At 64.7% G+C, this 15,025-nt stretch carries 15 protein-coding genes and 1 pseudogene; 7 read left to right on the top strand and 9 right to left on the bottom strand.

The annotated features are described in order from the left end of the window. Positions 1 to 171: 171 nt before the first annotated feature. A pseudogene (locus A9W95_RS27965) lies at positions 172 to 261 on the top strand (CoA transferase); the annotation flags it as partial. Here the strand turns inward: A9W95_RS27965 and A9W95_RS13450 are convergent. The 5 genes from A9W95_RS13450 to A9W95_RS13430 are packed head-to-tail and all read right to left on the bottom strand — an operon-like array spanning position 237 to position 6,355. After that, complete coding sequence (locus tag A9W95_RS13450; RefSeq protein ID WP_067413259.1) at positions 237 to 1,091, bottom strand: SDR family NAD(P)-dependent oxidoreductase; 855 nt, start codon at positions 1,089 to 1,091, stop codon at positions 237 to 239. The pseudogene A9W95_RS27965 and the gene A9W95_RS13450 sit on opposite strands and share 25 nt — an antisense overlap. Continuing rightward, positions 1,088 to 2,944, bottom strand: a complete 1,857-nt coding sequence (locus A9W95_RS13445; RefSeq protein ID WP_067413256.1) for an NAD(P)/FAD-dependent oxidoreductase — start codon at positions 2,942 to 2,944, stop codon at positions 1,088 to 1,090. The genes A9W95_RS13450 and A9W95_RS13445 overlap by 4 nt, the downstream gene beginning before the upstream one ends. Beyond that, positions 2,941 to 4,119 carry an LLM class flavin-dependent oxidoreductase gene (locus tag A9W95_RS13440; protein WP_067413254.1) on the bottom strand — a complete coding sequence of 393 codons (1,179 nt, stop codon included), beginning with the start codon at positions 4,117 to 4,119 and terminating at the stop codon, positions 2,941 to 2,943. The genes A9W95_RS13445 and A9W95_RS13440 overlap by 4 nt, the downstream gene beginning before the upstream one ends. Beyond that, on the bottom strand, positions 4,116 to 5,468 hold the full coding sequence (locus A9W95_RS13435) for an SRPBCC family protein (RefSeq protein ID WP_067413251.1): 1,353 nt from the start codon (positions 5,466 to 5,468) through the stop codon (positions 4,116 to 4,118). Before A9W95_RS13435 ends, A9W95_RS13440 begins: the two co-directional genes overlap by 4 nt. A 20-nt stretch (positions 5,469 to 5,488) precedes the next feature. Then, complete coding sequence (locus tag A9W95_RS13430; protein ID WP_067413248.1) at positions 5,489 to 6,355, bottom strand: SDR family NAD(P)-dependent oxidoreductase; 867 nt, start codon at positions 6,353 to 6,355, stop codon at positions 5,489 to 5,491. Positions 6,356 to 6,476: 121 nt separating this feature from the next. On the opposite strand from A9W95_RS13430, the gene A9W95_RS13425 reads away from it, so the two are divergent. The 4 genes from A9W95_RS13425 to A9W95_RS13410 are packed head-to-tail and all read left to right on the top strand — an operon-like array spanning position 6,477 to position 11,258. After that, positions 6,477 to 8,108 (top strand): SMP-30/gluconolactonase/LRE family protein, encoded by a 1,632-nt coding sequence (locus tag A9W95_RS13425; RefSeq protein ID WP_067413245.1) that lies wholly within the window; start codon positions 6,477 to 6,479, stop codon positions 8,106 to 8,108. 13 nt (positions 8,109 to 8,121) lie between these two features. Beyond that, on the top strand, positions 8,122 to 8,868 hold the full coding sequence (locus tag A9W95_RS13420; protein WP_067413242.1) for a GntR family transcriptional regulator: 747 nt from the start codon (positions 8,122 to 8,124) through the stop codon (positions 8,866 to 8,868). Between the two features lie 37 nt (positions 8,869 to 8,905). Then, positions 8,906 to 10,468: an AMP-binding protein gene (locus A9W95_RS13415; protein WP_067413264.1), complete on the top strand. Its 1,563-nt coding sequence runs from the start codon at positions 8,906 to 8,908 to the stop codon at positions 10,466 to 10,468. A gap of 1 nt (position 10,469) precedes the next feature. Beyond that, positions 10,470 to 11,258 carry an SDR family NAD(P)-dependent oxidoreductase gene (locus tag A9W95_RS13410; RefSeq protein ID WP_067413239.1) on the top strand — a complete coding sequence of 263 codons (789 nt, stop codon included), beginning with the start codon at positions 10,470 to 10,472 and terminating at the stop codon, positions 11,256 to 11,258. Here the strand turns inward: A9W95_RS13410 and A9W95_RS13405 are convergent. Next, a complete protein-coding gene (locus A9W95_RS13405) occupies positions 11,240 to 11,701 on the bottom strand; it encodes an SRPBCC family protein (RefSeq protein ID WP_067413237.1) in 462 nt (153 codons plus the stop codon). The two genes, A9W95_RS13410 and A9W95_RS13405, sit on opposite strands and share 19 nt — an antisense overlap. Next, positions 11,698 to 12,564 carry a rhomboid family intramembrane serine protease gene (locus A9W95_RS13400; protein ID WP_082983078.1) on the bottom strand — a complete coding sequence of 289 codons (867 nt, stop codon included), beginning with the start codon at positions 12,562 to 12,564 and terminating at the stop codon, positions 11,698 to 11,700. Before A9W95_RS13400 ends, A9W95_RS13405 begins: the two co-directional genes overlap by 4 nt. Before the next feature lie 50 nt (positions 12,565 to 12,614). Between A9W95_RS13400 and A9W95_RS13395 the strand changes: the two genes are divergently transcribed. Both A9W95_RS13395 and A9W95_RS26295 read left to right on the top strand, forming a co-directional pair. Next, positions 12,615 to 12,977, top strand: coding sequence for a nuclear transport factor 2 family protein (locus A9W95_RS13395; RefSeq protein ID WP_067413232.1), 363 nt, complete (start codon positions 12,615 to 12,617; stop codon positions 12,975 to 12,977). Positions 12,978 to 13,027: 50 nt separating this feature from the next. Then, positions 13,028 to 13,261, top strand: a complete 234-nt coding sequence (locus A9W95_RS26295) for a hypothetical protein (protein WP_082983079.1) — start codon at positions 13,028 to 13,030, stop codon at positions 13,259 to 13,261. 51 nt (positions 13,262 to 13,312) lie between these two features. Here the strand turns inward: A9W95_RS26295 and A9W95_RS13385 are convergent, their stop codons facing one another. Beyond that, positions 13,313 to 14,050: a DUF899 domain-containing protein gene (locus tag A9W95_RS13385; protein WP_067413226.1), complete on the bottom strand. Its 738-nt coding sequence runs from the start codon at positions 14,048 to 14,050 to the stop codon at positions 13,313 to 13,315. A gap of 48 nt (positions 14,051 to 14,098) precedes the next feature. After that, a complete protein-coding gene (locus tag A9W95_RS13380; RefSeq protein ID WP_067413263.1) occupies positions 14,099 to 14,857 on the bottom strand; it encodes an SDR family oxidoreductase in 759 nt (252 codons plus the stop codon). Positions 14,858 to 15,025: the final 168 nt, after the last annotated feature.

The following is a 15,025-nucleotide window of genomic DNA, read 5'->3' as shown; positions in this document are numbered from 1 at the left end:
GCCCAGGCGTGCAACGCCTGTCCTGGTCGGTGGAAGACGTTGCCGAGCAGCTGTACGCCATCCGGGACCTGTCGGCCCCGCTCATCTTCCCGCCGGTGCCCCACGGCCACGACGACCATATCCGCTATAGCTTCGAGTCCGCGGCCTGGGCGAGCCGGGAGCGCGCACATCATGGCTAGCGCCGGACCCCTGGCCGGGGTGCGAGTCGTCGACCTCACCGCAATGGTGATGGGACCCTACTGCACCCAGATCATGGCCGACAGGTCCCGGATGGCGTACAGCTGCTCGGCAACGTCTTCCACCGACCAGGACAGGCGTTGCACGCCTGGGCTTTCCGCGACTACTGCCCGGGCGACTCTTCCCGCGAGGGCAACGAACATTTCACCGTTGACGGGGCAGGATTCGTGCGCCAGCAACCCGACGACCGGTGCGACGAGGTCGGTGCCCATCGGCGGGTATGCCGAAATGTCCAGTCCCTCAGCCATTCTGGTCACCGCCGCTGGGACGACGACATTGCACAACACTCCGTTTTCCGCGCCTTCGAGCGCGATGACGTTGGACAACCCGATCAGGCCGGCTTTGGCGGCGGCGTAATTGGCGACGCCATGGTTGCCGTAGAGACCGCCGATCGACGAGGTCAGGACGACGCGGCCGTAGTGGGCGTCACACATCAGGCCGAAGGCGGGCCGCGCGACGTGGAAGGCGCCGCGCAGGTGTACATCGAGAACCGCGTCGAAATCCTCGTAGCTCATGTCCCGCAGCGGCGCGCGCCGCACATTGCCGGCGTTGTGAATGAGGACGTCGATCCTGCCGTAGTTGTCCAGTGCCGCTTGGATAATCGCGTGGCCGCCCTGGGCCGTCGCAACCGATTCGACGCAGGCGATCGCCTCACCGCCGGCCGCCCTGATCTCGGCGACCACCTGATGCGCGGGGCACTCGTCGATCCCGGCTCCGGACAGCGCACCACCGCTGTCGTTGACGACCACCTTGGCGCCCCGCGCTGCCAGCATGAGCGCATAGGCGCGGCCCAATCCGCGGGCGGCGCCGGTGACCACGGCGACGCGTTCGTCGAACCTGAGGTCGGGGGTCATGAGCCGAGAACCAGGCCGTCCAGGTCGCCGCGGTCGCGCCACCCGGCGAGCAGGTCACCGAACGCGTAGAAGCCAGGACCGTACGGTTCGCCGATATGGGACCGGATGCCTTCGCCCGCGGCGGCTCCCGCGCCGCCACCTTCGTTGTTGTAATAGCCAGGCGTGCACTCGCGGTCGAATTGACTGTTGTCGATGGCGGTGTCGCGGATGGTTTGGCACCACTGGTCCTGCGCCTGCTGGCTGGGCTCCACGGTCGTCGCTCCCCGGGCCAGGGCCTCGGCGATGATGTAGGCGATGTGTTCGCCCTGCAACTCATAGTTGGCGGCGATGTTGGCCGAGATCCCGACCTGGGTGAAGCCGGTGAAGAACTGGTTGGGGAACCCGCGGCTGGTCATGCCGTGAAAGGTCTTATAACCGTCGCGCCAGTAGTGGAAAAGCGACAGCCCGTCGCGGCCGACGATTTCTTCGATGGAATACCGCCGGCTGATCTCGGTGGTGATCTCAAATCCGCTGGCATAGATGATGCAGTCGACCTCGTACTCGATTCCGTTGGCGATCAGCCCCTTTTCGGTTGCTCGCTGCACACCTTTGCTGGCCGAGACGTCCACCAGGGTCACGTTCGGCCGGTTGAAAGTCGGCAGGTACTCATCGTTGGTGCACGGCCTCTTGCACAGGAACCGATAGTAGGGCTTGAGCGCCTCGGCGGTCTGCGGGTCTTCGACGATCGTTGCCACCCGGCGCCGCAACCGCTCCATGACCTTATAGTCCTCTTCCTCGCGGATGGCCATGAACTCCTCGGGGCTCATCGATGCGGGGTCGTCCAGGGCCAGTACCCGCGCTGCGGTGTTGCGGCCCAGCTCGGTCCAGAAGTCACAAACGTAGTCGGGTTGACCGGGCGCCATTCCTTCGAACGTCCAGGCGTGGAAGTTGCGTTGCCGCTCCTTTTGCCAGCCGGGCCGCAGTGTCTTGACCCATTCAGGATCGGTAGGCGTGTTGTTGCGTGCGCCGACCGACGACGGGGTGCGCTGAAAGACATACAGGTGCTGGGCATCTCGACCCAGGAAAGGGATGATCTGCACGGCGGTGGCGCCGGTGCCGACCACGGCAACCCGCTTGTCGTGGAGCTTGTGCAGTCCGCCGTTGCTATCGCCGCCGGTGTAGTCGTAGTCCCACCGCGAACTGTGGAAGCTGTGACCCTTGAAGTCTTTGATTCCCGGGATGCCAGGAAGTTTCGGCCGGTGAAAGGGACCCGACGCCAACACGACGAAGCGGGCGCGGATGTCGTCGTCGCGGTCGGTGCTGATGCGCCACCGGCGCATCGCGTCGTCCCAGTGCAATGCCGTGACCTGGGTGGAGAAGACGGCCGAATCGTAGAGACCGTAATGCTTCCCGATGCGCCGGCAGTGCTGATATATCTCGGTGCCGTCGGCGAACTTCTTGCTGGGAATATAGTCCAGCTCTTCCAGTAACGGTATGTAACAATAGGATTCGTTGTCACACTGTAGGCCGGGATAGCGGTTCCAGTACCAGACACCGCCGAAATCGCCGCCCAATTCGATGATGCGAACGTCCTCGACGCCGGCCTTCTTCAGGTTGGCCGCGCACAGCAACCCCCCGAAGCCGCCGCCGAGGACCGCGACGTCGATGTCCGCGGCGATGGGTTCGCGCACGAACGGCGCCGAGTAGGGGTCGGTTTCGTAGTAGCCGGCGAAGTCGTCGACCAATTCGATGTACTGCTTGGACCCTTCCGGGCGCAGCCTCTTGTCGCGTTCCTGCCGGTACTTCTCGCGCAGCGCGGGCAGATCGATGTCGACAGGTGTCTGCGTCGGGGCGCAGTCGGAAACTCCGGTCATGCCAGGGCGTTTTCCGGCAGCGCAGCGGGATGTAAGGGTGCGTCCATGTCGTGAACGGCGGGCAGCACCTCCTGAGCGAACAGCCGGGTGCTTGCCATTGCCTCCTCGTAGGGCATGGTGCCGAACTGCGGCACGATGGTCAGCTCACAGAAGGAACACGCTTGCTGGGCGGCTTGGATGCGGTGGAAGATCTCCTCCGGTGTCCCGATCAGCAGGTTGGAGGCGTGGTATCCGGGTGTCTTGGACGGCCCTTTGGCTTCGCCGCTCACCGAGGACGCCAGCACGGCAGTGGCGCTCGCCTCCCGGGCGGCGTAGGCCTCATAGCCCTTGACGCCCTTGAAGTTGGACGCGTCGGCGAACCCGTAGTGCACGGTGACATCCCGGTTGGCGGTCCAGATCCACTCTTCGCTCTTGGCGGCGCCGTCGGCACTGGGCGTGCAGTACATGAACATGACGTTCTTCGGCTGGCATGGCGCCAGGCCTTCTTCTTTGCGGAAGATGTTGACCTGCTGTACTTCTCGCCCGGCGTCCTCGATCGGCTTGTTACCCACGAAAAGCGGCACCATGCCGCGGCGGGCGAGAATCTCCAGCGACTCGGCCGTCGAGGAGGAGCTGTAGATGCGGGAGAACAGGTCGGGTGTCCGTGGCTCGGGCCGCAACGACATTTCCGGCACCGTGAAGATCTCGCCCTGATAAGAGAACCGCTCGCCCGACAACGCCAGTTGCAAGATGTCGAGGGTTTCGTTGAATCGCTGCCGGCTCTCTTCGCGCGGCACTCCGACGGCGGCGAACTCGCCCTTCGACACCCCACGGCCGATCCCGATGGTGGTGTAGCGGCCATTGGAGATGATGTCCAGGTAGGCGATCTGGTGTGCCAGCCGGACGGGATGCCACCACGGGGCGACCGCGACGAAGGTGCCCAGTCCAACGCGTTCGGTGCGCCCGGCGAAGTAGCTGAGCGCCTGAATGGGATTGGGCGTCATGCCATACGGCGTCCCGCAGTGCTCAGGCAGCCAGATGCCGTCGAATCCCAGCGGTTCGGCCAGATCCCCGATCGCCAGGGTGGACTGGACGCATTCCCAGTCCGGGGTGGTCGGCGGCTGGCTGAAATCCTCGGCGAGCACGCGATCCCAGTCGTGTGAGTTGTGGGCCCCCAGGCCGATATTGACTTTCATTGCGGTGTCTCCGTCGATAGTTGGCGGGGCGCTCCGGTCCCCATGTATTTCGCGAGGTTGCGGTGCAGGTTGGCGGTACTGCGTTCCATATACGGGTTGGGCCTGGGTCCGCCGAATCCCAGTGACTTCATTCCTTGCTGAACCGCGGCCATGTTGGAGAAGTCTTGCGGCAGCACACTGCGCCAGTTCGGGTCGTCCGGCGGTGCGTACACCCACTCGGTGTGTGGCTCTTCGCCTTTCGGGTACAGCTCGTAGCAGGCCGCTTCGAAGATGCAGTGGTCCGGGTTGTATCCGTACGGCCGGGCGCTGTAGCACAGTGCAGTGGTCAGGCCCTGCCCGATCTGGAAATTCGGAAAGATCTGCCAGGCGGTGCCGCTGTTGGCCAGGTGTTCGGGGTCGATCGTCGGCCAGATCACCCCGCGAGCGGCGTCGTCGCGCTGCGCGGACGTGAGCCAGTGGCTGAGCACCTGGTCGGCGGGCGCGTCGTCGGGTAATTCGTCGACCAGCCGTTGCGCGGCTTCCACCAGTGTCCTGGTCGTGGTGGCGTTGGTTTCTTCCAAGGTGTAAAGCTGCATTTCGGCGGTGGAGATGCGCGGGTCTGCCCCGGTGCCCAATCGGATCTTGGATTTGGTCTCGGCCAGATCCGTCGGCGCGTCATAACCGATATTGCTGTGCTTGCCGTGCGCGGCGGCCCAGCCCCGGAAGTTGCCGAACTTGTTGAACTGCGGATGCGTGGTCGCGACGTGGTAGGTCTCGTTGAACGCCTCCATCGCGACCTTCCAGTTGCATTGGAAGTGCAGCCATTTCCGCCATTTGCAGCGCATGTCGGCGAGACCGAACGGATCGAGCATGGTGGCGGCCGGTTCCAGATAGTCGCGCAGGGGTTCGCAATCCGGATCCATGTTGATCCAGATCCAGCCGCCCCAGGTGTCGACATTGACCGGCGCCAGATGGGTGTTTTCGGGAGTCAGCGCCCCCTGCCAGTCCTGCTGCTCGGGAATGTGGATGCAGTTGCCGTCCTGATCGTAGGTCCAGCCGTGGAAACCGCAGACAAATGACTTCTTGTGCCCGCATGCGCTTTTCGCGCCAGCAGGTAGGTCCACCAGCCGACGGCCACGATGCATGCACACGTTGTGGTGTGCCCTGAACGTGTTGTCGGCCGTGCGGACCACGACAATCGAGTCGTCCAAGATGTCGTAGGTCAGGTAGCTGCCTACCTTCGGGAGATCTTCGACCCGCCCGACCTGCTGCCATACCTTGCGCCACAGCTTGTCCCGTTCGGCGCGGGCATAGTCCTCGGATATGTATGCCTCGACACCGATCATGACCGGCTCGGTCAGTTCGTCCATCTCGTCCTCCTTCCCTTCACTCAGTCGTCCCACCGCTTGATCGCGGCCCGGAAGGATTCGTCCTTGAGGAACAGCGAAGTGTTGTCCGAATCCAGATGTCCCCACTTCAGATTCAGCCCGCCGTCCACCAGCAGCGTCTGGCCGGTGATGTAGGTCGACAGGTCGGAAAGCAGGAACAGAATCGCGCCGGCCACCTCCTCGGGACGGCCGCGCCGTCCCATTGCGATGGCGCGGCGGTCGCGGTTGGGGTCCTCGTCGGTGTACGTGCGCGAGGCTGGTGTTTCGGTCACGCCCGGCGCCACCGCGTTGACCCGAATCGTCGTGCCGTTGTCGTCGCAGGCCAGCTCCAGAGCCATCGTTCGGGTCGCCGCCACGATCGCGGCTTTCGCCGTGCCGTACGCGATGTGAAACGGCGCGCTGTTCATACCGCTGATCGACGAGATGGACACGATCGAACCTGACCTCTTGTGCCGCTTCAGTTCAGCGGCCACGGCTTGACTGAGGAAGAACATCGTTTCGAGGTTGCGCGTAAACAACTCCTGCCAGTCACGGCGCGTCACCCGGGTCGACGGCATCCAGGTCGACGGGTCGGCGCCGCCGGCGACATTGACCAGGCCGTGCAGCTCTCCGTCGGCGCTGCGGGCCGCGTCGAGGGTGGCGCTCACCCCGTCGTCGGTGGCGATGTCCGCCGCGAGGGGAATCACCGCCAGACCCGCTGCCGCCAGTGGAGCGATGTGCTCGTCGAGGTTGGCTTGGTTGCGGCTCACCGCTACCACGGTGGCTCCCGCTTCGGCGACCATCCGCGTCACAGTGGTGCCGATGCCGCCGCCCGCCGCGCCGGCCACCACGACCGTGCGCCCGGTCAGGCCGATCAGATCACCCGACATATTGTCCGGACAAGATAATGACGTGCACTCATTAGAGAGCATGATTCTCTTAGGTGAGTAAGCCCGTCAAGACCACAATCGGATCTGACTCGACGTATTGTCTGGACAAAGCCGGATTGCTATGGTGCGAGCGGTGGTAACCGGAACCGGATGGTCGCAGCAGATTAGCCCTGATCAAGGGCGGTACCAGGCCGCGCGGCAACCGCGCCTCGCCGACGACTGGACTCTGACGCGGCTGACCCCGCCGAGTCGGTTGTTCGGTGCCAACGGTCTGCGCACCGGGCCCGACGGCCGGATGTATATCGCACAAGTGACCGGAAGCCAGATCAGCGCGCTGGACCTGATGTCCGGACAACTGCAGACGGTTAGCGCCAAGGGTGGAGACATCACCGCACCTGACGACGTCGCCTTCGATCCCGACGGCAACCTGTATGCGACCGAGGTCATGGACGGACGGGTCAGTGTGCGCGACGCCGCGGGGCAGGTCAAGGTGCTGCGCGATGACCTGCCCTGCGCCAACGGCATCACGTTCCACCATGGCCGACTGTTCATCGGCGAATGCCGCGCTGGTGGGCGCCTGCTCGAACTCGACCGCAACGGCGCGGTGCGGCAAGTATTGCTGGACAACGCGCCGTCGCCCAACGCCATGGAGGTCGGCCCAGACGGACTGCTCTACTTCCCGCTGATGGGCGCCAATGAGATCTGGCGCATCGATCCCGACGGCGGCAGCCCGGAACGGGTGGCCGGCGACCTGGGCGTGCCGGACGCGGTGAAATTCGACTCCGATGGCTACCTGGTGTCGACCCAGGTGCACAGCGGCCAGGTGCTGCGGATCGATCCCCGCACCGGGGATCGGACGGTGCTGGCTGAGTTGAACCCCGGATTGGACAACCTGACCTTCGTGGACGGCCGACTGTTCGTCAGCAACTTCACCGGTGAGATCACCGAAGTACTGGCCGCCGGACACTCGCGCACCGTGTTGCCCGGCGGATTGAACTGGCCGCTGGATTTGGCCGTCGGAGTCGACGGGAACCTCTATATCGCCGATGGCACCTATCTGTACCGGTTGGTGGACAAAACGCTACGGACGGTCGCCATGATGTTCACGCCCGGCTACCCGGGCTTCCTGCGCGGCCTGGCCCCGTTGCCCGACGGGGCTTTCGCCGTCACCACGTCTAACGGCGAGGTGGCCCGCTACCGGCCGGATAGCGGTGAATGTGATTATCTGGCACAAGGTTTCGACCAGCTCTACGGCATTGCGGGCACGTCGGGCGGCGCTGTTGTCGTCGCCGAACTCGGCGCGGGCCGGGTGTTGTCCATCGACCGGGGACGAGTGGACGTTTTGGCATCTGACCTGCGCGAGCCGGTGGGCGTGGCCGTGGCGGCGGACGGGGCCGCCCTGGTCTCCGAGGCCGGCGCCGGCCGAGTGGTCAAGCTTGACGGCACCGGCACCGTGGTGGACGGGTTGCAGCGACCGCAAGGCATTCTGGTGCTCGGCACCGAACTCTACATCGTCGACGCGGACGCCAAGGAGCTCGTCGCGTTCGACATGGCAACCCGGGCTCGCCGAACCATAGCCGCGGATTTGCCGGTGGGAGCCCCGCCAGGGGTCAGACCCAAGCCGCTGCGTGGCATGCCGCCCTTCTCCGGACCGCAAGGCCCGTTCGCCGGCATCACCGCCGGACCCGATGGCACGGTGTATGTTTCGGCCGACGCCGAAGGCAGCGTGCTGGCATTGCGCCGGAATGGTTGAGAGGCCCGCAGAGATGTCCGATGCCAAGGTGGTCGATCACCGCTACCTTCAGGTCGCGCGCACCCTGCGCAAAGAAATCGTCGACGGTGTCTATCCGGTGGGATCACAATTGCCCACCGAGCATGAGTTGTGTGAGAGGTTTGCGGTCAGCCGCTACACCGTCAGGGAGGCCTTGCGCCGACTTCGCGACGACAACCTGGTGTCGTCGCGGCCGCGCACCGGAACGTTGGTGGTGCCGCGGCCTTCGGCGGATTCCTATGTGCAGCATGTCATGTCGATCAACGACCTGGTCGCGTTCGCGACGGGCACCCGGTTGGCGATCGAGTCCGTGGCGATGGTCACCGTCGACGACGCGCTTGCCGCTCGGACCGGGCTGGCTGTCGGGGAGCAGTGGCTGGCCGTTCGGGGCTTCCGGCAAGCCGACCAAGACTCGTCAGCGGCCGCGCTGTGTCGGACCGAGTACTACATCAACCGCGCGTTTGCGGCGGTCGGCAGGCTGTTGCACCGTCACGAAGGCCCTATCTTTCCGCTCATCGAGGACCTCTTCGGATTGAGTATCGTCGAGGTCCATCAGGAGATCGCCGCGGTAATCGTCTCACCGCATTTGGCCGCGGGGCTCGACGTGGACCCCGGACTTCCGGCATTGGAGGTGCAACGTACCTACAAGACGTCGGATGGTCAGGTGGCGCAGGTGACCATCAATACCCATCCCGCATCACGGTTTCGGCACTCGATGACGATGCGGCGGGTCCGTGGTTGACGCTGCCCTGAGCCGAAAAGCGCTGCGCGGATGGTTTATTCGTTGGGACGAGCAACGCGCCGCCGCCGCGTACGAGCGCGGGTGGTGGGTACGGGAGACACTGGCCGAATCGCTGCGCGCCGCGGCCGAGGACACCCCGCAACGGGTCGCGGTGATCGACGGGGAACATCGGTTGGACTGTGCGAGCCTCCGCCAACAGGCGACGGCATTGGCGCGATCCTTGCTCGCCCGCTTTGCGCCGGGCAGCGTGATCTCCTTCCTGCTGCCCAACTGGCACGAAGCCGCGGTGATCTACTTGGGTGCCACGCTGGCGGGAATGGTGGCCAACCCCGTCCTGCCGTCGATGCGAGACCGGGAACTGCGATTCATCCTTGAAGACGCCGACAGTCGGATGATCTTCATTCCCGGGCAATTCAATCGCTTCGACTACACCGCGATGCTGACCCGGGTGGCGGCTGAACTGGACCGTCCACCGGAGGTCGTGGTGGTGCGCGGCGCGGGCGCCGCCGACCAGATACCGTTCCAGACGTTGCTGGCAGATCAGACGACCGCCGCGCGCCTGCCCGTCGTGGATCCGGACGCGGTGCGGATGATCCTGTACACGTCGGGAACCACCGGGCGTCCCAAAGGCGTTTTGCACTCACATAATTCGATTCACGCGCTGATCCGCCAAATCGGCGAGCACTGGCTGGTCGAACCCGCCGATTCGTTTTTGGTTGCCTCGCCCATCGCCCACATCGGCGGCTCCATCTACGCCTTCGAATGTCCGTTGCTACTGGGCGCCACCGCAGTGCTGATGGACCGCTGGAACGCCGAGGTCGCGGTGCACGTCATGCAGGCCGAACGCTGCACCCACATGGCCGGTGCGACTCCCTTCCTCGAACAGCTGTTGACCGCGGCGCAAGACGCAGCTACCCGGCTGCCCGACCTGAAAGTGTTCATCTGCGGTGGCGCATCGGTTTCCGCGGCCCTGATCCGTAGGGCGGCAGACTACTTCGCGTCGGCCGTCGTCACCAGGGTGTATGGCTCGACGGAGGTGCCGGTGACCACGATCGGTGCACCGGACGACGGCGACTACGCCGCCGACACCGATGGCCGCGTGGGTATCGCCGATGTCCGACTGGTCGACGGCGAAATCCGGGTGCGCGGGCCGCAGATGCTGGTTGGATATCAGCACCGGGAAGACGAGACGCCCGCGTTCGATGCCGACGGATATTTCCGCACCGGCGACCTGGGGCGATGGGTCGACGACGACTACCTGGTGGTCACCGGCCGTGCAAAAGACCTGATTATCCGCAACGGCGAGAACATTTCGCCCAAAGAGGTCGAAGATATCCTGGCCGGCCATCCCGGCATCACCGAGATCGCCATCGTAGGCCTGCCCGACGCCCGCACCGGCGAACGGGCCTGCGCTGTCGTCGTACCGACCGTTGCGCCCGGTCCGAACGTGGCCGACCTTCGCGGCTTCCTCGAGGAGGCGGGTGTGGCAAAGTTCAAAGTTCCTGAGCAGGTGGTCATGTGGGACGCGCTGCCGAAGAATGACGCGGGAAAGGTGCTCAAGCATCAGATCAAGGCGGCGCTGATGAAGTCGGGGCAATGACATGGCGGTAGTCATAGTCACCGGGGCTACCGGCGGGATCGGATCCGGTTGTGCCACCGCGCTTGCCGACATGGGGATGGCCGTGTTCGCCACCGGACGCGACGAAACCAAACTCGACCAGCTGGCGGCCCGCCTCGGCGATAAGGATCGGGTAGCCACCTACGCGGTCGACCTGATGGATGAGGCCGCCCCCCAAAACATCGTCCAATCCGCCCTGGAAAAGTGGGGCCGAATCGACTTCCTAATCAATGCCGCGGGAGTGGGAAGTCCCAAGCCGCTGCACGAAACCGACGACCAATCTTTGGATTACTTCCTCGACCTGATGTTGCGAGCGCCTTTTCGGCTGATTCGAGAGGTGCTGCCGCATATGCAGCCCGGCTCAGGCATCGTCAACATCACTTCGACCTTCGCGGTCGTCGGTGGGCTGCGCGGTGGCGCGTACTCGGCGGCCAAGGGCGGACTCACCGCACTCACCACCCACGTCGCCTGTCAATACGGGGCGCAAGGAATACGCTGCAACGCGGTCGCTCCCGGTGTCATCCAGACACCCATGACTCAAGACCGGCTGCGTGATGAACGGTTCCGGCGCATGAACATCGAGATGACACCGCATCAACGCTTGGGTGCCGTCGAAGACGTCGCCAGCACGGTGGCGTTCTTGTGCTCTGCGGGAGGTGCTTTCATCAACGGGCAGACCATTGTGGTCGACGGCGGGTGGAGCTCGACCAAATACCTGTCCGACCTGGCGCTGTCCTCGGAGTGGAAACCCGTTCAGCGCGAGTCGAAGTGACGTCGGATGCCAACCAGCATCTGGTGATGGGCGTTGACCGCTGACCGCACCGTGAAGCCGGCCAGTGGCCGCGGCGCGGCGATGAGTATCCGTTCGGTCAGGCGGGTCCCGTTGCCGGCCGACTCGAAGCTGACCGTGCCGCGCAGCCGAATGCCCGGGAACTGATCCGCCTCGGTGTGCACGTCACCGACCATCGGCACGTGCAATCGCGCTCGATAAGCGACGCGAAAGGCCAAGAACTTGAGAGGGATTCGATCCCGCACCTGGTAGGTATACAGATAGCCGTCGACGGTCTGGGTTCGTGACAGCACCTGCACCGCGACGATCAACGGGTGGACGATTTTCAGATTGTTCAGGTCGACATAGAAGGCGCGGACGTCGCCGGGTGGTGCGGGCACGTCCTCGCTCACGGTGCGCTCGGCGCGGACGACCCACCAGCTCATGCCAGCGGGCCGCTCAGCAACTCTGCGGTGCGCCACCATGTCAACGCAACGAACAATGCCAGGCTGACCACCGTTGCGGCCGTTTGGATGGCATTTCGGTGTTGCCTCGGCGCATATACGTAGGCCGCCCCGATCAACCCGCCCACGACCAGTCCGCCGACGTGAGCTTGCCAGCTGATGAGTTGCGAGCTGACCGCCGGCACTATGAAGGTGAACGCCAAGTTGACCACGATGACCGCCACGACGCCGCGCACATCCAGCGCCAAACGCCTGGCCACTACGAACGTCGCGCCGAACAGCCCGAACACCGCGCCCGAAGCACCGGCCGTTGCGGTGTTCAGCGGCGAGAGAAGGTAGACCAGCACCGACCCACCCAGCCCGCTCAACGCATACAGCGCGCCGAATCGCAGTCGCCCCAGCCACATCTCGAGAGGTCGACCTACCACGTAGAGCGCCCACATGTTCAACAGCAGGTGCGGACCGCCATAGTGCAGAAAGGCCGAAGTCACCATCCGGTAGAACTGGCCGCTCGCGACGGCCCGTGGCCACAGGGTCAACTGCGTTTGCACGTCTACCGACATCAGCTCGGCAATGAACGCCACCACGTTGATCGCGATCAGCACGTAGGTGACCACCGGTGTGGCGGATCGTTGCCGGCCTCCGAAGCGGGTTCGTGGCTGCCGAATAGTCCGGGACCCCGCTTGCACGCACTCCACGCACTGGTGACCGACGGCCGCGCTGCGCATGCAGTCCGCACAGATGGGACGGTCACAGCGGGTGCATCGGACGTACGTCTGACGGCCGGGATGGCGATAGCAAGTCGGCGCCTCGGCCGGGGACTGCGGTGGATTGACGCCGTGCATCTGCTCATTGTCGCTTGCGCCCTCGCCGGTGCGCGGTTGAACCTGAGGGGATGGGTGCCAACGGAGCCGTCGAGCGCTACCTGACCTGCCTGGCCACTCACGACTGGGATGGTCTGGCCGCCACCATCGCGGATGAGGGCCTGGTGCGCGAGGGTCCGTTCTGCGACGTGGTCGAAGGTAAGGACCGCTACGTGGCCTACTTACGCAAGGTGCTCACCACACTGCAGGGCCATCAGCTGGACGTACAGCGGGTTTCCCGGGTGACCGAGCGACTGTCCTATGTGGAGTTGACCGAGGCATTCGACGTCGACGGCGCCCGCGCGCAGTGGCCGGAATGCATCGTATTCGAGCAGGGCGATGACGGTCTGATCGTTCGGGTCAGTGTGTTCTTCAAGCAACCGGGCCCGGGTTAGCCCATCGCCGACTATTCCCTCACCCATGCAATTCACTTACTGTGATTTGGGTGAAGTCGAATGGATCCCCTGAATTAATACCCGTCGAGAATTTGCACGCCGGTGACCCGATAACCGATGTCAATGGTGGTGGTCAGCGGTACATAGTGCTCGAGTCCAAGGCTTACGGCGAGGGCTGCGTGGTTCTTGAGCTGGAGTCCCGCGTCAACCATCAGCTGCAGGTCATCGAGAAATCCTTTCCGACCGGATATCACGTCGGTAAGGCGAACCACCGAATCCTGTAGCAAATACGCGGGCCCGAAAATGTCGGCCCGCGAAATGCGCCGCGTCCCCGCTTAGGCGCGACGCGGTGGACGCTGGTCATTGGGGTCTTCCGGATCCGGATCACCAAACCAGCGCGATGGCTCTTCTTGGCCGTACTCGTCGTGCCAGTTCCACCATTCGTACGGCTCGCTTTGCGGATAACCGTCGGGCGAGTCCTCCCACAGCTCCTGACGCCCGAGCGCCGTCATGTCCAGAAAGCTCCACGTTGTGCCCAGCGCCTCGTCGCCGCGGTTGTTGATGAAGTACGTGCGGTAGACCCGGTCACCGTCGCGAATGAAGGCGTTGGTCCCGTGCCACTCGTGGACGCCGAAGTCGCGGTCGAAGTCGTCGGTCAGCGTGTACCACGGCATGCGCCAGCCCATCCGCTCCTTGAGTCGGGCGATGTCGGGTTGCGGCGCGCGCGAGGCGAACACCAGCGTGGTGTTGCGGGCGTTGAGATGGGCGAGGTGACCGATGTGGTCGGCGATCATCGAGCAGCCCCGGCAGGCATGGTCCGGCCAACCGTGAACCCCGGGTTCGAAGAAGGCGCGGTACACGATCAGCTGACGTCGACCGCTGAACAGGCCCGGCAGGTCGACTTTGCCGTCAGGTCCGTCGAAGACGTACTCGTCGGTCACCGCCTGCCAGGGCATGCGCCGGCGTAGCGCCGCCAGTGAGTCCCGCGCCCGGGTCAGCGCCTTTTCGCGGGCCAGTAGTTCCTGATGGGCCGTCGCCCATTCCTGGGCTGTCACGATCGGTGGTGTACGCATCCGAATGTCCGCCTTCCGTTGTTGTTGGTCTACTCCACTGACCGCGGATCAGGCCAGCGGGGAAAGTCCCGTCGCGGTCAGCAGATATGCGCCGCTATCCCGGTGGGCCCTGGCCGCGATGTCGAGAACGCACCGTCCGACTTGAGCTGCGGTCAGCACGGGCCCCGCTGACCGCACGAATTCCTCAACCTCGACACCTTGTCGCGCGGCGTAAGCCGCCACGGCATGAGCGCCCAGGTCGGTGACCGGCGTCAGCCGCGGAAGGACCGAAACGAAGTCGATGCCCAGCCCGGCGCGCCGCGATTCCTCGCGGGCGTAGCTGGTGATGAACCGCACGGTGGCTTTGGCTCCCGCATAGCCGCCGCTCAACGGCGAACCGTTGACGGCGGCACCGCTGGAGAGGGCGATCACCGTGCTGCCGGGCATCAGCGGCTTACTCAGCGCACGGCGCGTCCAGTGAAACACCTGCGCGACGTCGACGCTCCAATTCGCGCTGAACGATTCCCAGGTCTGATCGGGCAACGCCACCATCGACGGCGTGGTGCCGGCACTCAACACGATGGTGCGCGGGTGGAATTCGTCGATGAGGTCACTGGCCGTGGCCGGGTCGGCCGCGTCGGCAACTACCGCGGTGAAGCGCTCCCCCAACTCGGCGTGCACCTGCTCGAGTTGGCCGCGGGTGCGGGCGACGCCGACGACGTGCGCACCCGCCGCTGCCAACGCTGCCGTGATGGCATGGCCGAAGCCACGGCTAGCCCCGGTCACGACGGCCGTGGTCCCGACCAGAGAATCAACCTGAGCTGGCATGGGCAGTGTCCTCACCATGGGTCCTCGCTTTCACTGTGGCGTTCGGCTTGCATCAATACCGATACGTCCGGCCACCGGGATTCATCGCTGCCCAGCTCAGCCGATGAATTTCGCGAGCCCGACGTATCTGTACAAGTGGCGGGTCTGCCTCTCGCCGTAGCCCGACCA

Source organism: Mycobacterium sp. 1423905.2 (genome assembly GCF_001673155.1).
Lineage (GTDB): Bacteria > Actinomycetota > Actinomycetes > Mycobacteriales > Mycobacteriaceae > Mycobacterium.
This window is presented reverse-complemented; position numbering and strand designations above follow the sequence as displayed.

What these genes read in the sequence shown, in the direction of transcription:
- A9W95_RS13450 (WP_067413259.1), bottom strand. Translation starts at nt 1,091, where the DNA reads ATGACCCCCGACCTCAGGTTCGACGAACGCGTCGCCGTGGTCACCGGC.
- A9W95_RS13445 (WP_067413256.1), bottom strand. Translation starts at nt 2,944, where the DNA reads ATGACCGGAGTTTCCGACTGCGCCCCGACGCAGACACCTGTCGACATC.
- A9W95_RS13440 (WP_067413254.1), bottom strand. Translation starts at nt 4,119, where the DNA reads ATGAAAGTCAATATCGGCCTGGGGGCCCACAACTCACACGACTGGGAT.
- A9W95_RS13435 (WP_067413251.1), bottom strand. Translation starts at nt 5,468, where the DNA reads ATGGACGAACTGACCGAGCCGGTCATGATCGGTGTCGAGGCATACATA.
- A9W95_RS13430 (WP_067413248.1), bottom strand. Translation starts at nt 6,355, where the DNA reads ATGTCGGGTGATCTGATCGGCCTGACCGGGCGCACGGTCGTGGTGGCC.
- A9W95_RS13425 (WP_067413245.1), top strand. Translation starts at nt 6,477, where the DNA reads ATGGTGCGAGCGGTGGTAACCGGAACCGGATGGTCGCAGCAGATTAGC.
- A9W95_RS13420 (WP_067413242.1), top strand. Translation starts at nt 8,122, where the DNA reads ATGTCCGATGCCAAGGTGGTCGATCACCGCTACCTTCAGGTCGCGCGC.
- A9W95_RS13410 (WP_067413239.1), top strand. Translation starts at nt 10,470, where the DNA reads ATGGCGGTAGTCATAGTCACCGGGGCTACCGGCGGGATCGGATCCGGT.
- A9W95_RS13405 (WP_067413237.1), bottom strand. Translation starts at nt 11,701, where the DNA reads ATGAGCTGGTGGGTCGTCCGCGCCGAGCGCACCGTGAGCGAGGACGTG.
- A9W95_RS13400 (WP_082983078.1), bottom strand. Translation starts at nt 12,564, where the DNA reads ATGCACGGCGTCAATCCACCGCAGTCCCCGGCCGAGGCGCCGACTTGC.
- A9W95_RS13395 (WP_067413232.1), top strand. Translation starts at nt 12,615, where the DNA reads ATGGGTGCCAACGGAGCCGTCGAGCGCTACCTGACCTGCCTGGCCACT.
- A9W95_RS13385 (WP_067413226.1), bottom strand. Translation starts at nt 14,050, where the DNA reads ATGCGTACACCACCGATCGTGACAGCCCAGGAATGGGCGACGGCCCAT.
- A9W95_RS13380 (WP_067413263.1), bottom strand. Translation starts at nt 14,857, where the DNA reads ATGCCAGCTCAGGTTGATTCTCTGGTCGGGACCACGGCCGTCGTGACC.